At 73.2% G+C, this 17,484-nt stretch carries 15 protein-coding genes and 1 riboswitch; of the genes, 12 read left to right on the top strand and 3 right to left on the bottom strand.

The features are described 5' to 3' along the window. The first annotated feature begins 110 nt into the window (after nt 1–110). Both K8W59_RS16760 and K8W59_RS16755 read left to right on the top strand, forming a co-directional pair. Nucleotides 111–1,451 (top strand): dicarboxylate/amino acid:cation symporter, encoded by a 1,341-nt coding sequence (locus tag K8W59_RS16760; protein ID WP_223396095.1) that lies wholly within the window; start codon nt 111–113, stop codon nt 1,449–1,451. A gap of 7 nt (nt 1,452–1,458) precedes the next feature. Continuing rightward, entirely contained in the window at nt 1,459–2,622 is a 1,164-nt protein-coding gene (locus K8W59_RS16755; RefSeq protein WP_223396094.1) for an MBL fold metallo-hydrolase, read from the top strand. Here the strand turns inward: K8W59_RS16755 and K8W59_RS16750 are convergent. Both K8W59_RS16750 and K8W59_RS16745 read right to left on the bottom strand, forming a co-directional pair. Continuing rightward, on the bottom strand, nt 2,553–2,981 hold the full coding sequence (locus K8W59_RS16750) for a GNAT family N-acetyltransferase (RefSeq protein ID WP_223396093.1): 429 nt from the start codon (nt 2,979–2,981) through the stop codon (nt 2,553–2,555). The two genes, K8W59_RS16755 and K8W59_RS16750, sit on opposite strands and share 70 nt — an antisense overlap. Further along, entirely contained in the window at nt 2,978–3,886 is a 909-nt protein-coding gene (locus tag K8W59_RS16745) for an alpha/beta hydrolase (RefSeq protein WP_223396092.1), read from the bottom strand. Before K8W59_RS16745 ends, K8W59_RS16750 begins: the two co-directional genes overlap by 4 nt. A 41-nt stretch (nt 3,887–3,927) precedes the next feature. Beyond that, nucleotides 3,928–4,037: riboswitch (TPP riboswitch) on the top strand. Here K8W59_RS16745 and K8W59_RS16740 point away from each other — a divergent pair. From K8W59_RS16740 to K8W59_RS16715, 6 genes are all read left to right on the top strand, one after another. Next, nucleotides 4,029–5,108 (top strand): thiamine ABC transporter substrate-binding protein, encoded by a 1,080-nt coding sequence (locus K8W59_RS16740; protein ID WP_223396091.1) that lies wholly within the window; start codon nt 4,029–4,031, stop codon nt 5,106–5,108. (Overlaps the previous riboswitch by 9 nt.) Beyond that, a complete protein-coding gene (locus tag K8W59_RS16735; RefSeq protein ID WP_223396090.1) occupies nt 5,084–6,745 on the top strand; it encodes an ABC transporter permease in 1,662 nt (553 codons plus the stop codon). The genes K8W59_RS16740 and K8W59_RS16735 overlap by 25 nt, the downstream gene beginning before the upstream one ends. 1 nt (nt 6,746) lies before the next feature. Continuing rightward, nucleotides 6,747–7,745: an ABC transporter ATP-binding protein gene (locus K8W59_RS16730; protein WP_223396089.1), complete on the top strand. Its 999-nt coding sequence runs from the start codon at nt 6,747–6,749 to the stop codon at nt 7,743–7,745. A gap of 30 nt (nt 7,746–7,775) precedes the next feature. Further along, on the top strand, nt 7,776–8,822 hold the full coding sequence (locus K8W59_RS16725; RefSeq protein WP_223396088.1) for a phosphatase PAP2 family protein: 1,047 nt from the start codon (nt 7,776–7,778) through the stop codon (nt 8,820–8,822). A gap of 358 nt (nt 8,823–9,180) precedes the next feature. Then, entirely contained in the window at nt 9,181–10,542 is a 1,362-nt protein-coding gene (locus K8W59_RS16720; protein ID WP_223396087.1) for a C40 family peptidase, read from the top strand. Nucleotides 10,543–10,562: 20 nt separating this feature from the next. Then, a complete protein-coding gene (locus K8W59_RS16715; RefSeq protein WP_223396086.1) occupies nt 10,563–12,551 on the top strand; it encodes an acyl-CoA dehydrogenase family protein in 1,989 nt (662 codons plus the stop codon). Between the two features lie 63 nt (nt 12,552–12,614). Here K8W59_RS16715 and K8W59_RS16710 read toward each other — a convergent pair whose 3' ends face one another. Further along, nucleotides 12,615–13,217, bottom strand: coding sequence for an inorganic diphosphatase (locus tag K8W59_RS16710; protein WP_263283259.1), 603 nt, complete (start codon nt 13,215–13,217; stop codon nt 12,615–12,617). 148 nt (nt 13,218–13,365) lie between these two features. On the opposite strand from K8W59_RS16710, the gene dacB reads away from it, so the two are divergent. From dacB to hpt, 4 genes are read left to right on the top strand one after another with little or no spacing between them, the layout of a single operon-like run. Then, entirely contained in the window at nt 13,366–14,784 is a 1,419-nt protein-coding gene (gene dacB / locus K8W59_RS16705; protein ID WP_223396085.1) for a D-alanyl-D-alanine carboxypeptidase/D-alanyl-D-alanine endopeptidase, read from the top strand. 55 nt (nt 14,785–14,839) lie between these two features. Then, nucleotides 14,840–15,877 (top strand): zinc-dependent metalloprotease, encoded by a 1,038-nt coding sequence (locus tag K8W59_RS16700; protein WP_223396084.1) that lies wholly within the window; start codon nt 14,840–14,842, stop codon nt 15,875–15,877. Then, nucleotides 15,874–16,857 carry a tRNA lysidine(34) synthetase TilS gene (tilS, locus tag K8W59_RS16695; RefSeq protein WP_223396083.1) on the top strand — a complete coding sequence of 328 codons (984 nt, stop codon included), beginning with the start codon at nt 15,874–15,876 and terminating at the stop codon, nt 16,855–16,857. The genes K8W59_RS16700 and tilS overlap by 4 nt, the downstream gene beginning before the upstream one ends. A 5-nt stretch (nt 16,858–16,862) precedes the next feature. Further along, a complete protein-coding gene (gene hpt / locus K8W59_RS16690) occupies nt 16,863–17,414 on the top strand; it encodes a hypoxanthine phosphoribosyltransferase (RefSeq protein ID WP_223396082.1) in 552 nt (183 codons plus the stop codon). The last annotated feature ends 70 nt before the right edge of the window (nt 17,415–17,484 follow it).

Raw genomic sequence — 17,484 nt, 5'->3', positions numbered from 1 at the left:
TGTCCTCCCTCGCCGGCAGCTCCCGGCGAGGGGACCGTCGCGTCCCATTGACCCATCCTGGAGCGGCAGACAGGCTGAGCCCTCTGCCCTCCGCAGAAAGGCAAGAAACCATGAGCTCCTCGAGCACCGCGACACCGCAGCGCCGGCTGCGGCTTCCCTCCTTCGGCGTCCAGGTCCTGATCGGCCTCGTCCTCGGCGTCGTCCTCGGCCTGGTCGCGCGCAACCTCGGCGGCACCGAGGAGAACCCCAACTGGCTCACCGAGACCCTCGGCACGGTCGGCAGCATCTTCGTGACGCTGCTCAAGACGGTCGTCCCGCCGCTGGTCTTCCTGGCGATCGTGGCTTCCATCGCGAACCTGCGCGAGGTCACCAACGCCGCCCGCCTGGCGTGGAAGACCCTGGCGTGGTTCGCGATCACCGCCCTCATCGCGGTGTCCATCGGCATCGTGCTCGGCCTGGTGCTGCAGCCCGGCGTCCACACCAGCGTCTCCCAGGGCTCGGCCGCGGCGCCGGAGAGCACCGGCTCCTGGCTGGACTTCCTCACCGGCCTGGTGCCCGCGAACGTGCTGGGCCTCGAGGCCGGGCTGGAGGACGACACCGTCGGGCTCTCCTTCAACGTGCTGCAGATCCTGGTGATGGCGATCGCCGTCGGCGTCGCCACGCTCAAGGTCGGCGCGGCGGCCGACCCGTTCCTGACCTTCGTCCGCTCCGCGCTGACCGTGGTCCAGAAGATCCTGTGGTGGATCATCCTGCTCGCCCCGATCGCCACCGTCGGCCTGCTCGGCACCGCCGTCGCGACCTACGGCTGGGACGCCCTGGGCTCGCTGGGCACCTTCGCGATCGCGATCTACCTCGGCCTCGCGCTGGTGCTCTTCGGCGTCTACCCGATCCTGCTGCGGCTCAACGGGCTCTCGGTGCGGCAGTTCTTCTCCGGCGCCTGGCCGGCGATCCAGCTGGGCTTCGTCTCCCGCTCCTCGGTGGGCACGATGCCGGTCACCGAGAGCGTGACCGAGCGGAACCTGGGCGTGCCGCGCGCCTACGCCTCCTTCGCCGTACCCCTCGGCTCCACCACCAAGATGGACGGCTGCGCCTCGATCTACCCGGCGATCTCGGCGATCTTCGTCGCCCAGTTCTTCGGACTGGACCTGTCGGTGACCGACTACGTCCTGATCGCCTTCGTCTCGGTGATCGGCTCGGCCGCCACCGCGGGTGTCACCGGCGCGACCGTGATGCTCACGCTGACCCTGTCCACCCTGGGGCTGCCGCTGGAGGGCGTCGGCCTGCTGCTGGCGATCGACCCGATCCTGGACATGGGCCGCACCGCCACCAACGTGGCCGGGCAGGCGCTCGTGCCGACGATCGTGGCCAAGCGCGAGGGCATCCTGGACAAGAACGTGTACGACGCGTCCCGCGAGGGCCAGGCGTGGCAGGAGGAGCCGGTCGCGGCATGATGCCGGGGTGACCAGCACCTCGACGCACGCCGCCGTCTCGCCGGACTCCGGCCTGCCCTGGGCCGAGTCCGGCGCCTGGCCGGTCGCCGACGGGCTGTGGCGGATCCCGCTGCCGCTGCCCAACGACGGGCTGCGGGCGGTCAACGTCTACGTCCTGGCGACCGACGACGGGCTCACCCTGGTCGACGGCGGCTGGGCGATCGAGGCCTCGCGGCGGCTGCTGGAGACCTCGCTGGCCGACGCCGGGTTCGCCCTCGGCGACATCCGGCGCTTCCTGGTCACCCACGTGCACCGCGACCACTACACCCAGGCCGTGACGGTGCGGCGCGAGGTCGGCGCGCACGTCTCGCTGGGCCTCGGGGACAAGGGCACCCTCGACCGGGTGCTCGCCCCGGACGCCAGGGCCCCGGACCCCCACGTCACCGAGCTCCGGGTCGCCGGTGCCGTCGACCTGGCCCGGCTGTGGGAGGAGTACGCCGCCGATCACCGCCCGGACCCGACGCACTGGGGCTATCCGGACAGCTGGCTCGAGGGCGATCACCGGATCACCGTCGGCGCGCGGACCCTGGACGCCGTGCACACGCCCGGCCACACCCAGGGCCACTACGTCTTCCACGACACCGACGCCGGGCTGCTCTTCGCGGGCGACCACGTGCTGCCGACGATCACCCCGTCCATCGGCTTCGAGGGCATCGTCGCGCCGCTGCCGCTCGGCGACTTCCTCGGCTCGCTGACCAAGGTGCGCGGGCTGCCGGACGCCCGGCTGCTTCCGGCGCACGGGCCGGTCGCGCCGTCGGTCCATGCGCGGGTCGACGAGCTGCTCGCGCACCACGCCGCGCGGCTGGACCTGTGCGCGCAGATCGTCACGGCCGAGCCGGGTACGGCGGTCGACGTGGCCGGGCAGATGGGCTGGACCCGCCGTGAGCGGGCCTTCGGCGACCTCGACCCCTTCAACGCCGGGCTCGCGGCCCTGGAGACCCGGGCCCATCTCGAGCTGCTGGTCGCCCAGGGCCGGCTGGTCCGGGCGATGGCCGACGGCGTGGCGACGTACTCCCCGGCGTCAGGACCAAGCGCGCCCCGGATCGGTCCGACGACGAGCGCTCAGCGGGCCATCGGCAGGTGGGGCACGCCGTCCTCGACGAACTCTGGCCCGTCGACCGCGAAGCCGTAGGACGCGTAGAAGCCCACCAGGTAGGTCTGCGCGTCCAGCCGGCAGGGACGATCGCCGACCCGGGCCATCGCGGCGTCCATCAGCGCCGCCGCCACGCCCCGGCCGCGGTGGGAGGCCGCCACGGCCACCCGCCCGATCCGCAGCACGTCGCCGTCGTCGACCAGCCGCAGGCAGCCGGCCAGCCGGTCGTCGTCGTGCACGGTGAGGTGGCGCGTCGTGGGGTCCAGGTCGCGGCCGTCGAGGTCGGGGTACGGCGAGGCCTGCTCCACCACGAACACGTCCTGCCGCAGCCGCCACAGCGCATAGGCCTCCCGCGAGGTCAGCTCCTCGAACCCTCGGTCCGCGACCGTCGGGGTCACCGCAGGAACTCCACCGTGGTGCGCCAGGCCCGACGCGCCTCGGGGATGAGGGGGAGCAGGGGATAGACGTGGATCAGCCCCTCCTCCTCGACGTACCTCAGCGGCCAGCCGGCCTCGGCGGCCCGGCGGGCCAGCAGCCGGCAGCCCGGCACCAGCAGGTCCCGGGTGCCGCAGAACATCAGTGCGGGCGGCAGGCCGGACAGGTCGGCGAGCGCGGGGCTCACCTCGGGCCGGTCGAGGTCGTCGGCCGACCCGGCCCACCAGCCGGCGTAGGCGCGCAGCTTGCCGAGGAACAGCCAGGTGTCGATCGCGTCGTAGTCCGGCGTCTCCGGGGTGCTGGTGCTCAGGTCCACCCAGGGTGAGATCAGCAGCAGCTTCGCCGGGGTGACCCGTCCGCGGTCGCGCAGGCCGAGGGCGATGGCGAGGGCGAGGCCGCCGCCGGCGGAGTCACCCGCCAGGATCAGCTCGTCGCTCGCCCCGCATCGCTCCGCCAGCTCGACCAGCGTGGCGTGCGAGTCGCGCCAGGTGTGCTCGGGCGCGAGCGGATAGGCGGGCAGCACCACCCGGGCGTCCAGCGCGGAGGCCAGGCGGCCGGCGTACCGCGCGTGCGTGACGTCCATCGGCGCCATGAAGCCGCCGCCGTGCAGGTAGAGGATCGTGCGCCGCGGGGTGGAGCCGCGGCGGGTGATCACGTAGGCGGGGAAGGTCTCGCCGCTCGCCGCGGTGAGCTCCTCGACCCGCACCGAGAAGCGGCGGCGGAAGCGCGGCGGGGTCGGCATCCCCGGCGTCAGGCGGGCGTGCCACCTCTCCACCCGCCTCCGCTCGGCGGCCTCGTCGTCCAGCTCGCGGGAGCGCCGCAGACGGGGAATGACCGCGGCGAGTGCCTGGTGTCTCCTGCTCGGCATGCCCGCATCGTAGGTGGGCGCCGCCCCCGGCGTAGGGTGTGTCCACACGACAGGGGAGCGCGCCGCCGGGTGCGCTGAGAGTGCGGACCAGCCGCAGACCCTTGAACCTGCTCCGGTTAGCACCGGCGAAGGGAGTCCGGACATGACCAAGGTCCACCTCACCACGGGGGCGCTGGTGCTCTCCGCCGCGCTGACCGGCTGCTCGCTCAGCGGCGGCGACAGCGCGAGCGAGCCGGAGGCCTCGCAGGGTGGCGGCAGCTCGGCCGCGACCGAGTCGGGGCCGGTCGTACTCCTCACCCACGACTCCTTCAGCCTGCCGAAGAAGCTGCTCCGGCAGTTCGAGCAGGAGACCGGGCGCACCCTGGAGGTCCGGGGCTCCGGCGACGCGGGCGAGCTCACCACGAAGCTGGCGCTGACCGCGGGCAACCCCGACGGCGACGTCGCCTTCGGCGTGGACAACACCTTCGCCTCCCGGGCGCTGGAGGAGGACGTCTTCGCGACGAGCGACGTCGAGCTGCCCGCGGGCGCGGAGGACTACGCGCTGCCCGAGGGCGGGGACCGGATGGTCCCGGTCGACAACGCCAGCGTCTGCGTCAACGTCGACGACGCCTGGTTCGAGAAGCAGGGCAAGACCCCGCCGAAGACGCTCGACGACCTGACCGAGCCGGCCTACCGCGGACTCTTCGTCACCGAGGGCGCCACCACCAGCTCGCCGGGACTGGCGTTCCTGCTCGCCACGATCGCGGAGTACGGCGAGGACTGGCCCTCCTACTGGGAGGACCTGATGGCCAACGACACGAAGCTGGCCAAGGGCTGGGAGGACGCCTACTACGTCGACTTCACCCAGGCCGGGGGCGACCGCCCGATCGTCACCTCCTACGACTCCAGCCCGGCGTTCACCGTGGACAAGAAGACCGGCGAGTCCACCACGAGCGCGCTGCTGGACACCTGCTTCCGCCAGGTCGAGTACGCCGGCGTCCTCGAGGGCACCGACAACCCCGAGGGCGCCCGGCAGGTGCTGGACTTCCTGCTGTCCGAGGACGTGCAGGCGGCGCTGCCGACGAGCATGTACGTCTTCCCGGTCCGCGACGACGTCGACCTGCCCCAGGACTGGGCCCGGTTCGCCGAGCAGCCCGAGGACCCCGCGACCCTCGACCCGGCCGAGATCGCCGACAACCGGGAGAAGTGGCTCACCGAGTGGACCGACGTGACCACGCGCTGAGCCGCCGCCGGGTCGCCGCCCTCCTCGCGCTGGCGCTGGTGCCCCTGGCGGTGCTCGGCGTCTTCTTCGCCCTGCCGGTCGCCGGCATGGTCTCCCGCGGGCTCTTCGAGGGCGGCCGCTTCGACCCCGGCGCCATGTGGGAGGTGCTCACCCGAGAGCGCACCCTGCGCGTCCTGTGGTTCACGCTGTGGTCCGCCGCGGCCGGTACGGCGCTCTCGCTGCTCCTCGGCCTGCCCGCCGCCTACGCCCTGCATCGGCTGGAGTTCCCGGGCCGCCGGGTGCTGCGCGCCCTGCTGCTGGTCCCGTTCGTGCTGCCCACCCTGGTCGTCGGCGTCGCCTTCCGCCAGCTCTTCAGCACCAGCGGGCCGCTCGGCTGGCTGGGCTGGGACGGGTCGGTGTGGGCGATCCTCGCCGGATTGGCGTTCTTCAACACCTCGGTGGTGATCCGGGCGGTCGGCAGCGCGTGGGAGTCGCTGGACCGGCGCCCCGGCGAGGCCGCCGCCGCGCTGGGTGCCACGCCGGTGCAGGTGCTGCGCACTGTGACCCTGCCCGCGCTGCGGCCCTCGATCGTCTCCGCCGCGAGCGTGGTGTTCCTCTTCTGCGCGACCGCGTTCGGGATCGTGCTCACCCTGGGAGGGCTGCGCTGGTCCACGGTCGAGACCGAGATCTACCTGCTGACCACCACGCTCTTCCAGCTCCGGGCCGCCGCGGTGCTCAGCCTGCTGCAGCTGGTCGTGGTGCTCGTCCTGCTCGTGGTCGCCCAGCGGCTGCGGGCCACGCCGGACCCCACGGTCGCCCGGGCCGTGCCCCGCCCGGTGCGGCCGCGGAGGACCGACGTACCCGCCCTGGCCGCCACGCTCGTCGCACTGGTGCTCATCGGTGCGCCGATCCTCACCCTCGTCGCGGGCTCGCTGCGGGTCGGCGACGGGTGGGGGCTGGCGAACTACCGCGCGCTGACGAGCACCGGCAGCAACCAGGCATTGACCGTGCCCGTGACCGACGCGCTCGTCACCAGCCTGCGCACCGCCGTGGACGCGACCTGGATGAGCCTGCTGCTGGGCACGGTGATCGCCTTCGTGGTCACCCGCCGGTCGGTCACGCCGGGGGAGCGGCGGCTGCGCGGAGCGCTGGACGCGGTCTTCATGCTGCCGCTCGGGGTCAGCGCTGTGACCGTCGGCTTCGGGCTGCTCATCACCCTGGACCAGCCGCCGCTGGACCTGCGGGACAGCCCGCTGCTGGTGCCGGTGGCCCAGGCGCTGGTGGCGCTGCCGCTGGTGGTGCGCACGATCGTGCCCGTGCTGGGCGGGGTGGACGACCGGCAGCGACAGGCCGCCGCGTCCCTCGGCGCCGGCGCGCTGCGCACCCTGGCCACCGTGGACCTGCCGGTGGTGTGGAAGCCGATGCTCGCCGCGGCCGGCTTCGCCTTCGCCGTCTCGCTCGGCGAGTTCGGCGCCACCGCGTTCCTGGCCCGGGCGGACACCCCGACCCTGCCGGTGGTGATCTACCGCCTGATCGGGCACCCCGGCGCCCTCAACTACGGGATGGCGCTCGCCGCCTCCTGCGTGCTCGCCGCCGCGACCGCGCTGGTGATGCTGGCCGTCGAGCGGCTGCGGGTGCCCAGCGTGGGAGCCTTCTGAGATGACCGGCCTGGAGATCGACGACCTCACGGTCAGGTACGGCGAGACCACCGCCGTGGACGGCGTCTGCCTCTCCCTCGACCCCGGCCGGGTGCTCGCGGTCCTCGGCCCGTCGGGCTCGGGGAAGTCGACGCTGCTGCGAGCGGTCGCCGGCCTGGAGCCCCCGAGCGCGGGCTCGATCCGCTTCGGCGGGGAGGACCTGGCCGGCGTCCCCACGCACAGGCGTGGCTTCGCGCTGATGTTCCAGGACGGGCAGCTGTTCTCCCACCTGACCGTCGCGCGCAACGTCGACTACGCCCTGTGGCTGCGCCGGGTGCCCGGCCGCGAGCGTGAGGAGCGGGTCGCCGAGCTGCTGTCCCTCGTCGGGCTGGAGGGGTACGGCGAGCGCCTGCCCGCCTCCCTCTCCGGCGGCGAGCGGCAGCGGGTCGCCCTGGCTCGGGCTCTGGCCGTCGAGCCCCGGCTGCTGCTGCTCGACGAGCCACTGTCCGCGCTGGACCGGACCCTGCGGCAGCGGCTCGCCGACGACCTGCGGCGGATCCTCACCGAGGCGGGCACGACCGCGCTGCTGGTCACCCACGACCACGAGGAGGCGTTCGCGGTCGCCGACGAGATGGCGGTGATGCGAGCCGGCCGCCTGGTGCAGCAGGGTCCGGTCGCCGAGGTGTGGGAGCACCCCGCCGACCCCGAGACCGCGCTGTTCCTCGGCTATGCCCGGGTCCTGCAGGGCGCCGCCGCGGCCCGGGTGCTCGAGGCCGCCGGGGCTCCGGCGGCCCCGGGGGTCGCCGTACGCCGCTCCGCGCTGGTCGTGGATCCCGCCGGCCCGCTGGCCGCGACGGTCGTCTCCGCCACCGCCGCGCCCGAGCAGGTGCGCCTGGTCGTCGACGTCGACGGACTGGGCGCGATGGACGCGGTCGCCCCCTCGGGGACCGCGCCCGCCCCCGGCGAGCGGGTGCGGCTCGGCGTCGATGTGACCCGGCTCGCGGCCGTGACGGTTCAGTGAACGTCACGTGACATCCCTACACTTGCGGGCGTGTATCGTCGGGCCTACGTACTCCTGATCGGGGTCGCCTCCGTGATGGGGCTGATCGCCGTGGTCATGGCGGTCACGCTCGGCCGGCGGCTCGCGGACCCGGAGGGCTTCCTCGGCCCCGCGTGGGTGCGGTTGCCGATGCTGATCCTCGGCGCCTTCCTGCTCGACATGCTGCCGCGGACCCTGTGGATCTCCCGGTTCCACCCCAAGAAGATGCCGCAGCTGATCCGGGAGCGGATCCGCGACCACTGGACCCGGGAGCGGATGACCCTGGTGGTGATGGGCGTGGTCTGCTTCTACATCACCTACGTCTCCTACCGGAACATCAAGTCCTTCCTGCCGTTCGTGCGGCCCGACACCTACTTCGACCGCGAGCTGCACCTGGTCGACCGGGCGCTGTTCGCCGGCCACGAGCCCGCCGTGCTCCTGCACAACCTGCTGGGCACCGGGATCTCCGCGCACTTCCTGTCCACGATCTACCTGTGGTTCCTGCCGCTCGTGCCGCTGGCGCTGACCGCGTGGCTGATCTGGACCAAGAACATCAGCCACGGCTACTGGTTCGCGACCTCGCAGTGCATCGCCTGGACCCTCGGCACGGCGTCCTACTACATGCTGCCCACGCTCGGGCCCGGCTTCGAGTACCCCTTCCTCTTCCACGAGCTGCCCGACACCGGGTCGGGACAGCTGATGGACGGGCTGATCTACGGCCGGCAGACGGTGATGTACTCCGGCCAGCTCGGCGAGGTCCAGTCCGTCGCCGGCTTCGCCTCGCTGCACACCGCGATCACCCTGCTGGTGGCGATGATGGCGCAGGCCACCTTGAAGTGGAAGCCGCTGCACTGGCTGCTGTGGGTCAACTTCGCGGTCACCGTTGTGGCCACCATCTACTTCGGCTGGCACTACGTCGCCGACGACATCGCGGGCATTGTGATCGCCTTCGTCGCCTACTACCTCGGCGGCATCGCCTCGGGGCAGAAGTTCGAGCGGCACGGCCTCGGGTCGCATCCCACCACCACGACCTCGAAGATCCCGGTCGACGCGGACTAGCGGCCCGCCCTTCCCCGGCCCGGCCGCCCCCGGCCCAGCCGCCCCCGTGGCCCGGCCGTTTACCAGGTAGTCGTGCCGTCGCGTCGCCGTACCTGGTGAATTCACCGGGTGGAGCGCCGAGGTCACGCGACTACCTGGTAAACGGCCGAGGCCAGGCAGCGGGCCGGCCACGTCGGGCGATCCGCCACCAGCCACGAATGACACGCGTGTCATTCGTCAAGGGCGACACGCCGGGGTGGGAGAGAAATTTGGGAAAAGTGTTTCTTTTGTGACTCGTGACGACTAGCGTGCTGCGAGTTGTTCCAGAGGAAGGGAAGCCTCCGGGGCACGTCACGAGATCCGCAAAGGGGAAGAGCCCATGCCTGCCCGCATGTCCGGACGCCTGCCCGCGCGCCGCCGCGCCGCGACCGTCTCCGTCGCCGTCCTCGCGCTGGTCGCGGGTCTCGGTGCCACCGCGACCGCCGACGACGACGTACCCACGCGGCAGCAGGTGGACGACGCCCGCTCCGCGGCGGTGGGCAAGGCGCGCGACGTCGCGACCGTCCAGGCCGAGCTCGCGGTGGCCAACTCCCGGCTCCAGCAGTCGGCGATCCAGGCCGCGCAGGCGGCCGAGGCTTGGAACGGCGCCCGCTACCGGCTCGAGCAGGCGCGCGAGCAGGCGAGCCGGGCGGAGTCGGACGCCCGGGCGGCCGAGCGCTCGGTGCGCGGACAGCAGCAGGCGTACGGCGACACCGTCGTCACCGGCTATCAGCGCGCGCCCGAGCTGAGCGCGCTGCAAGGGGTGCTGCGCGCGAACGGGATCCAGGAGGCGCTGGAGACCACCACGACGCTGGACCAGACCCGGACCGCGATGGACGAGCAGTACGACGCCTTCCGGGCGTCGGCGACCGTCGCCTCCGTCGCGTCCCGGCAGGCCGAGGACGCGCGCACCGAGGCCGCCGACGCCGCTGCCGACGCCGAGCAGGCGCGTGCCGCCGCGGAGTCCGCGCAGACCGCCGCCGCGGCCGAGGCGACGCGGATCGCCGAGGAGAAGACCCGGCTGATCGGCGAGCTGGCCGACCTGCAGAACATCTCCGTCGACCTGGCCCAGCGCCGCCAGTCCGCGCTCGAGGCTCGCGCTGCCGAGGAGGCCGCCGAGGCCCGCGAGGCCGAGGTCGCGACGGTCGCCGAGACCCCGCAGCCGGCCGAGGAGGCGCCGGCCAGCGAGACCGACCGTGACGACCAGCAGGCGGCGGCCGCCCCGGCGCCGGCCCCCGCTCCCGCACCGGCCCCTGCTCCCACGCCCGACCCGGAGACGGCGCCCGCACCGGCTCCTTCGCCCGAGCCGGCCCCGGCTCCCGCACCGCCGCCGTCCAGCGGCGGCGCGCAGGCGGCGATCGCCTTCGCCCGCGCCCAGATCGGCGACCCCTACGTCTGGGGCGGCGCCGGCCCGGACTCCTGGGACTGCTCGGGCCTGACCATGGGCGCGTGGGCGGCGGGCGGCAAGTCCCTGCCGCACTACTCCGTCGCGCAGTACGAGCAGGCCACGCCCATCTCGATCTCCGAGCTGCGTCCGGGCGATCTCATCTTCTGGGGCTCCTCCAGCGACCCGTCGTCGATCTACCACGAGGCCATCTACACCGGGAACGGGATGATGGTGCACGCGCCGCGCACCGGGCGGAACGTGACGGAGGAGTCGATGTACTACTGGATCACGCCGAACTTCTTCGCTCGGCCCTGAGCAGTACGTACGGTGGCCCCATGGCCACCGACACGACCGACACCCGCGACGACTCCCGTCCCGACGGCTACGTGCAGCCCCAGGTCGACGTACCGATCCTGCGGACGATGCTCGACGGGAAGTACGCCGAGGTGCGCGACCTGGTGCGCCGCAACCTCGTCGAGTACGCCGCCATCCTGGAGGACCAGGAGCGGCTGAGCACCGACGAGTACCGCGACCGCGTGCGCGACCTCGTGGTCGAGATGGCCGAGTCCGGGCAGTCGGGCATGGGCTTCCCGGAGGAGTACGGCGGCGCCGGCGACATCGGCGCCTCCATCGCCGCCTTCGAGACCCTCGCCTTCGGCGACCTGTCGGTGCTGGTGAAGGCGGGCGTCCAGTTCGGCCTCTTCGGGGGTGCGATCCTGCAGCTCGGCACGAAGCGGCACCACGACGAGCTGCTCGAGGACCTGGTCCGCGGGCGGGTGCTCGGCTGCTTCGCGATGACCGAGACCGGGCACGGTTCGAATGTCCAGGCCCTGGGCACCACCGCGACCTACGACGTCGAGGCGCAGGAGTTCGTCATCCACACGCCCGACGACCTCTCCCGCAAGGACTACATCGGCAACGCCGCCCGGCACGCCGAGCTCGCGGTCGTCTTCGCGCAGCTGCACGTGGCCGGGGAGTCGCACGGCGTGCACGCCTTCGTCGTGCCGATCCGCGAGGGCGGGAAGGTCTGCGAGGGTGTCCGGATCGAGGACTGCGGGCCCAAGCTCGGGCTCAACGGCGTGGACAACGGCCGGATCTGGTTCGACCAGGTGCGGGTGCCGCGCACCGCGCTGCTCAACGAGTTCGCCGACGTGACGCCCGCGGGGGTCTACGAGTCCCCGATCGACAACCCGAACCGGCGCTTCTTCACCATGCTCGGCACCCTCGTCCAGGGCCGGGTCAGCGTCGGCGGGGCGGGGATCAACGCGGCCAAGGTGGCCCTGACCATCGCCGTGCGCTATGCGCTGCAGCGGCGGCAGTTCGAGGCCACCTCCGACGACCGCGAGGACCTGCTGCTCGACTACGGGCTGCACCAGCGCCGGCTCTTCCCGCTGCTGGCCCGCACCTACGCCCTCCACCTCATGCAGCAGCAGGTCGCGGCGTCGCTGCACGACGTCTTCTCCGGCACGCTCAGCGACGAGCACTCCCGCCGCGAGCTCGAGGCGCGCGCCGCCGGCACCAAGGCGCTCGGGACCTGGCTGGCGACCCGGACCATCCAGGAGTGCCGCGAGGCGTGCGGTGGCGCCGGCTACCTCTCGGAGAACCGGTTCGCCGCGCTCAAGGCCGACACCGACGTCTTCACCACCTTCGAGGGCGACAACCACGTGCTGCTGCAGCTGGTCGCCAAGGGGCTGCTCACCGACTACGCCTCGGAGTTCGAGGACATCGACCAGCTCGGGATGGTCCGGTTCGTCGCCGGGATGGCGGTCGACACCGTGCTGGAGAAGACCTCGGTCCACAAGCTGCTGGAGCGGATCAAGGACGTGCTCCCCGGCGGCGACCAGTGGGACCAGGAGGCCGGGCTGCTCGACCCGAACTACCAGCTCGCGATGCTGCGCTTCCGCGAGGAGCACATGCTGGGCGGCGTCGCGCGGCGGCTCAAGCGGGGGATCGACGCCGGGCACAACCCCGGCGAGGTGTTCTCCCGCTGCCAGGACCATGTCATCCGGACCGCCCACGCCCACGTGGAGCGGTTGATCCTCGAGGCCTTCGTCGACCGTTTCCGCGAGCTGCCCGCGGGGGGCGAGAGGGTCGCCGTCGGGCTGCTGTGCGACCTGTTCGCGCTCGGCTGCATCGAGGACGACGCCGCCTGGTTCATGGAGCACGGCCGGCTCACCACCACCCGCTCCAAGGCGATCAGCGCGGAGATCAACGAGCTGTGCCGCCGGATCCGGCCGATCGCCCGCGAGCTGGTGGACGCCTTCGGCGTGCCGGACGAGATGCTGCGCTCGCCCGAGCTGCTGGGGGAGTACCCCGGCGCCTGAGCTCGCGGGTCGCGGGGGCGCAGGCAGGCGCGAGGCACCGGCGTACGGCGACCCCGCGGAGCCTCAGGCGTCCTGGGCGCCGCGGGCGTCGCGGTCGTCGGCGACCTTGCCCTGGGCGTGCGCGTGCCCGGCGGCGCCGGAGTGGTCGCCCTCCTCCTCGGTGAACCGCTTGAAGGACTCGCGGACCTCGGCCTCGGCCTCGGTGCGGCCCACCCAGTTGGCGCCCTCGACGGACTTGCCGGGCTCGAGGTCCTTGTAGACCTCGAAGAAGTGCTGGATCTCCAGCCGGTCGAACTTCGGCAGGTGGTTGATGTCGCGCATGTGCTCCAGCCGCGGGTCGCTGGCGGGCACGCAGAGGACCTTGTCGTCGCCGCCGGCCTCGTCGGTCATCCGGAACATCCCGATCGCCCGGCACTTGATCAGGCAGCCGGGGAAGGTCGGCTCGCCGATGAGCAGCACCAGCGCGTCCAGCGGGTCGCCGTCCTGACCCAGGGTGTCCTCGATGTAGCCGTAGTCGGCGGGGTACTGGGTCGAGGTGAACAGCGTGCGGTCCAGGCGCATCCGTCCGGTCTCGTGGTCGACCTCGTACTTGTTGCGGCTGCCCCTGGGGATCTCTACGAGAACGTCGAACTCCACGTGGTACCACTCCTCCGTCCGTCGCGACACCCTCGGCTCGTTGCCGCGTCCGTGCGGGCCGGTTCCGGCCCTTCTGGCACAGTGTCGCGCACAACGACCACGAACGCGCAGCCGGGGAAGGAAGAACATGCCGAAGGGTGGGCGATCGCGCGCCCGGAGAGGGTGTCTCACCGGCCTCGTGGTGGTCCTGGTCCTGCTGCTCGCGGGCGGTGTCGCGGTCTACCGCTTCGACGCGCTGGACCGCTGGTGGCCCAAGGGGCCCCCGGACCCGCGGGTCGAGCCGGCCGCCGTCGCCCCACCCGAGGGCCTCGACCTGCCGGCGCCCTCGCCGGCGGCCACGGTGGCGCCGGCCGAGGATCCCGACCCCGAGACCCGGCTCCTGCCGGGGAAGGTCCGCGCCGCCATCGCGAACGCGCTGAAGGACCGCGACCTTGGCCGGCACGTCGTGGTCGACGTCGAGACGGCCGCGGGCACCGGCCCGGCGTACCACTACGGCACCCCGCACACCTTCACCCCCGCCTCCACCACCAAGCTGCTCACCTCGGTCGCCGCGCTGCAGGCGCTGGGGCCGGACGCGACCTTCGACACCGTGGTGCGCCAGGGCGCCGGCGACCGGATCGTCCTCGTCGGCGGCGGTGACCCCAACCTCGCCAGCCGCCCGGTGCCCGCGGATCAGAAGGACGAGGTCTACCCGCCGCGCGCCGACGTGCGGACCCTGGCCAAGCAGGTCGCCGCGTCCCTGAGGGAGCAGGGCCGGACCCGCGTGCGCGTGGGGTACGACGACACCCTGTTCACCGGCCCGGAGGTCAACCCGCGCTGGGAGGACTCCTACATCCCCGACGGAGTGGTCGCGCCGATCACCTCCCTGTGGGTCGACGAGGGGCACGACCCGAGCGGCTACGGCCGGGTCGCCGACCCCGCCCAGGTCGCGACCCGGGCGTTCGCCGACGCCCTGGAGCGCCAGGGCATCCAGGTGCGCGGGCCGCTCCGGCCGGCCCCGGCGCGCCCCGACGCCCCGGTGCTGGGCCGGGTGACCAGCGCCCCGCTGTCCCAGATCGTCGAGCGGCTGCTCGACGTCTCCAGCAACGAGGCCGCCGAGGTGGTCGCCCGCCACGTCGGGCTGGCCGTGGAGCAGGACGGCTCGTTCCAGGGCGCCGTACGCGGCGTCCGGAGCGTGCTGGCCGGCCTCGGGGTGCCCGTGGAGGGCAGCCGCTGGTACGACGGCAGCGGGCTCTCCCGCGACAACCGGCTCACCGGCGACCTGCTGCTCGAGGTGCTCCGGGTCGCCTCGGCGGACGAGCACCCGCGGCTGCGCGCGGCGATCACCGGCATGCCGATCGCCGGCTTCACCGGCTCCCTCACCGGCCGTTTCGCCGAGGGCGACCCGGCCGGTCTGGGCAGGATCCGCGCGAAGACCGGCACCCTGATCGAGGGCGGGGTGCACGGCCTGGCCGGCTACGTCACCGACGCCACCGGGGCGCCGCTGCTGTTCGTCGTCGTGGCCGACAAGGTGAAGTATGAGCGGACCCTGGGCGCGCGCGACGCGGTGGACGAGATCGCCGCGGAGATCGCGGCCTGTGCGTGCACCACCCGGTGAGCGCCGGCCCGGCACGGAGTCGGCCGGTGTGGCACCCGGGCATAGGGTCGAGGCCATGACGCAGCGGACCATGGTGGACTGGGATCTCGCGGCCGGGCTCGGCGCCCGGGTGGCCGGCGACGGGCCGCAGGTCGACGCGGCGGAGGCCGGGCGGGTGGTCGCCGAGCTCCGCGCGGCCGCCGACCGCTCCACGCCTCTGGTCCGGGAGGTCACCGGGCTCGACGGGGGGCAGGGGACGGCCCCGGTCGTGGTCGTCGACCGGGCCCGGTGGGTCCAGGCCAACACCGAGGGCTTCTCCACGGTCGTCGACCCGCTGGTGCGGCGGTTGGCGGAGGCCAAGGGGGAGCCCTCCGCGCTCTCGTCCGCCATCGGCTCGCGGGTGACCGGCGGCGAGGTGGGCCTGCTCCTCGGCTTCATGGCCACCAAGGTGCTGGGCCAGTTCGACCCGTTCCACGAGCCGCGGGGCCGACTCCTGCTGGTCGCCCCGAACGTGGTGCACGTCGAGCGCGAGCTCGGGGTGGACCCGCACGACTTCCGGCTGTGGGTCTGCCTGCACGAGGAGACCCACCGGGTGCAGTTCACCGCCGTGCCGTGGATGCGCGAGCACCTGTTCGGCGAGATCCAGGCGCTCACCGAGTCCGTGGAGCCGCAGCGGCTCACCGAGGACCTGGTCCGCACCGTCTCCGAGGTCGCCCGCGGCGCCCGCTCCGGCCGCAGCCTGCCCGAGCTGATGGGCACCCCCGAGCAGCGCGAGATCATCGACCGGGTCACCGGGATGATGTCGCTGCTGGAGGGCCACGCCGACGTGGTGATGGACGAGGTCGGCCCCACGGTGATCCCGTCGGTCGCGCAGATCCGGGCGCGGTTCAACGAGCGACGCAAGGGCATCGGGCCGCTCGACCGGGTCCTGCGCCGGCTCCTCGGCCTGGACGCGAAGATGGCGCAGTACCGCGACGGCGCCCGCTTCGTCCGGGCCGTGGTCGACAAGGCCGGGATGGCGGAGTTCAACACCGTCTGGGAGTCGCCGGCCAACCTTCCCTCCAAGGAGGAGATCGCCGACCCGGAGGCCTGGATGGGGCGCGTGCTGCGGTGACCCTGCACCCGTCGGTCGCGGCCGTGCGCTCGGCGGTGCGGACCGGCCTCGCCGACGTGCCGGCAGGGGACCGGGTGGTCGTGGCCTGCTCCGGTGGCCCGGACTCGCTGGCCCTGCTGGCGGCCACCGTCTTCGAGAGCCGCCGGGCCGGCTGGCACGTCGTGGGGGCGGTCGTCGACCACGGCCTCCAGGACGGATCGGCCGCCCAGGCCTCGGCGGTGGTGCGCCAGATGGCCGCGATGGGCGCCGACGAGACCTTCTCCGCGCGGGTGTCGGTCGAGGGCGGCAGGCTCGGCCCCGAGGCGGCCGCCCGGGAGGCGAGGTACGCCGTCCTGGGTCAGGTCGCCGAGCACGTGGGGTCGCGGGTGGTGCTGCTGGGCCACACCCGCGACGACCAGGCCGAGACGGTGCTCCTCGGGCTGGCCCGCGGCTCGGGCGGCCGGTCGATCGCCGGGATGCGCCGCGCCTTCGACGTCTATCGCCGCCCGCTGCTCGACGTCTCCCGGGCCGACACGGTCGCCGCGTGCGAGGCCGAGGGCCTGGAGGCGTGGCTGGACCCGCACAACGCGGACCCGGCCTTCACCCGGGTGCGCGTCCGCTCCCGGGTGCTGCCGGTGCTGGAGGACGAGCTGGGTCCGGGGGTAGCGGCAGCCCTCGCCCGCACCGCGGACCTGCTGCGCGAGGACATGGAGCTGCTCGACGACCTGGCCGACGCGGTGCCCGAGGCGGCGCGCGCGCTGGAGGTGGACGCGCTGGCCGAGCTGCCCGGCGCCCTGCGCCGCCGGGTCCTGCACCGCGCGGCGCTCGCGGCCGGCGTACCCGCGTCCGACCTGACCTCCGAGCACGTCCGAGCCGTCGAGGCGCTGGTCACCGGCTGGCGCGGCCAGCGGTGGATCGACCTGCCCGGCCCGCGGCGGGCGGTGCGCCGGGACGGCCGCCTGCACCTGCTCGCGCCGCCGTTCCCCGACACCTTAGGGTGACGCCCATGGACGCCGCCCACGTGGAGAACGACCTGGTCAACATCCTGTTCACCGAGGACCAGATCCAGGAGCGGGTCGGCCAGATGGCCGAGCAGATCGCCGCCGACTACGAGGGCCGCGACCTGCTGCTCGTGGGCGTGCTGCGCGGTGCCGTCATGGTGATGGCCGACCTCGCCCGGGCGCTGCCGCGGCACGTGGAGATGGACTGGATGGCGATCAGCTCCTACGGCTCGGGCACCAAGTCCAGCGGCGTGGTGCGCATCTTGAAGGACCTCGACACCGACATCACCGGGCGGCACGTCCTGGTGGTCGACGAGATCATCGACACCGGCCTCACCCTGAGCTGGCTGGTCAACAGCCTCGGCACCCGCGGGGCCGCGAGCGTGGAGATCGCCACGCTGCTGCGCAAGCCGGAGGCGCTGACCATGCCGGTGGAGCCGAGGTACGTCGGCTGGGACATCCCCAACGAGTTCGTGGTCGGCTACGGGCTCGACTTCCGGGAGCGCTACCGCAACCTGCGCGACATCGGCACCCTCGCGCCCCATGTGTATTCGTGAGGGTTTGCGACAATGGCGTCAGCGCGCCTGCGACAGTGTCTGCCGTGAGCCGGTTGTGTACCGTCGCGGG

This window comes from Nocardioides rotundus (genome assembly GCF_019931675.1).
In the GTDB taxonomy this organism is placed as follows: Bacteria; Actinomycetota; Actinomycetes; order Propionibacteriales; family Nocardioidaceae; genus Nocardioides; species Nocardioides rotundus.
This window is presented reverse-complemented; position numbering and strand designations above follow the sequence as displayed.

Excerpts from the sequence above, each read along its gene's own strand:
- K8W59_RS16700 (WP_223396084.1), top strand. The coding sequence starts at position 14,840 with ATGACGCAGCGGACCATGGTGGACTGGGATCTCGCGGCCGGGCTCGGC.
- hpt (WP_223396082.1), top strand. The coding sequence starts at position 16,863 with ATGGACGCCGCCCACGTGGAGAACGACCTGGTCAACATCCTGTTCACC.
- K8W59_RS16720 (WP_223396087.1), top strand. The coding sequence starts at position 9,181 with ATGCCTGCCCGCATGTCCGGACGCCTGCCCGCGCGCCGCCGCGCCGCG.
- K8W59_RS16740 (WP_223396091.1), top strand. The coding sequence starts at position 4,029 with ATGACCAAGGTCCACCTCACCACGGGGGCGCTGGTGCTCTCCGCCGCG.
- K8W59_RS16730 (WP_223396089.1), top strand. The coding sequence starts at position 6,747 with ATGACCGGCCTGGAGATCGACGACCTCACGGTCAGGTACGGCGAGACC.
- K8W59_RS16715 (WP_223396086.1), top strand. The coding sequence starts at position 10,563 with ATGGCCACCGACACGACCGACACCCGCGACGACTCCCGTCCCGACGGC.
- K8W59_RS16745 (WP_223396092.1), bottom strand. The coding sequence starts at position 3,886 with ATGCCGAGCAGGAGACACCAGGCACTCGCCGCGGTCATTCCCCGTCTG.
- K8W59_RS16760 (WP_223396095.1), top strand. The coding sequence starts at position 111 with ATGAGCTCCTCGAGCACCGCGACACCGCAGCGCCGGCTGCGGCTTCCC.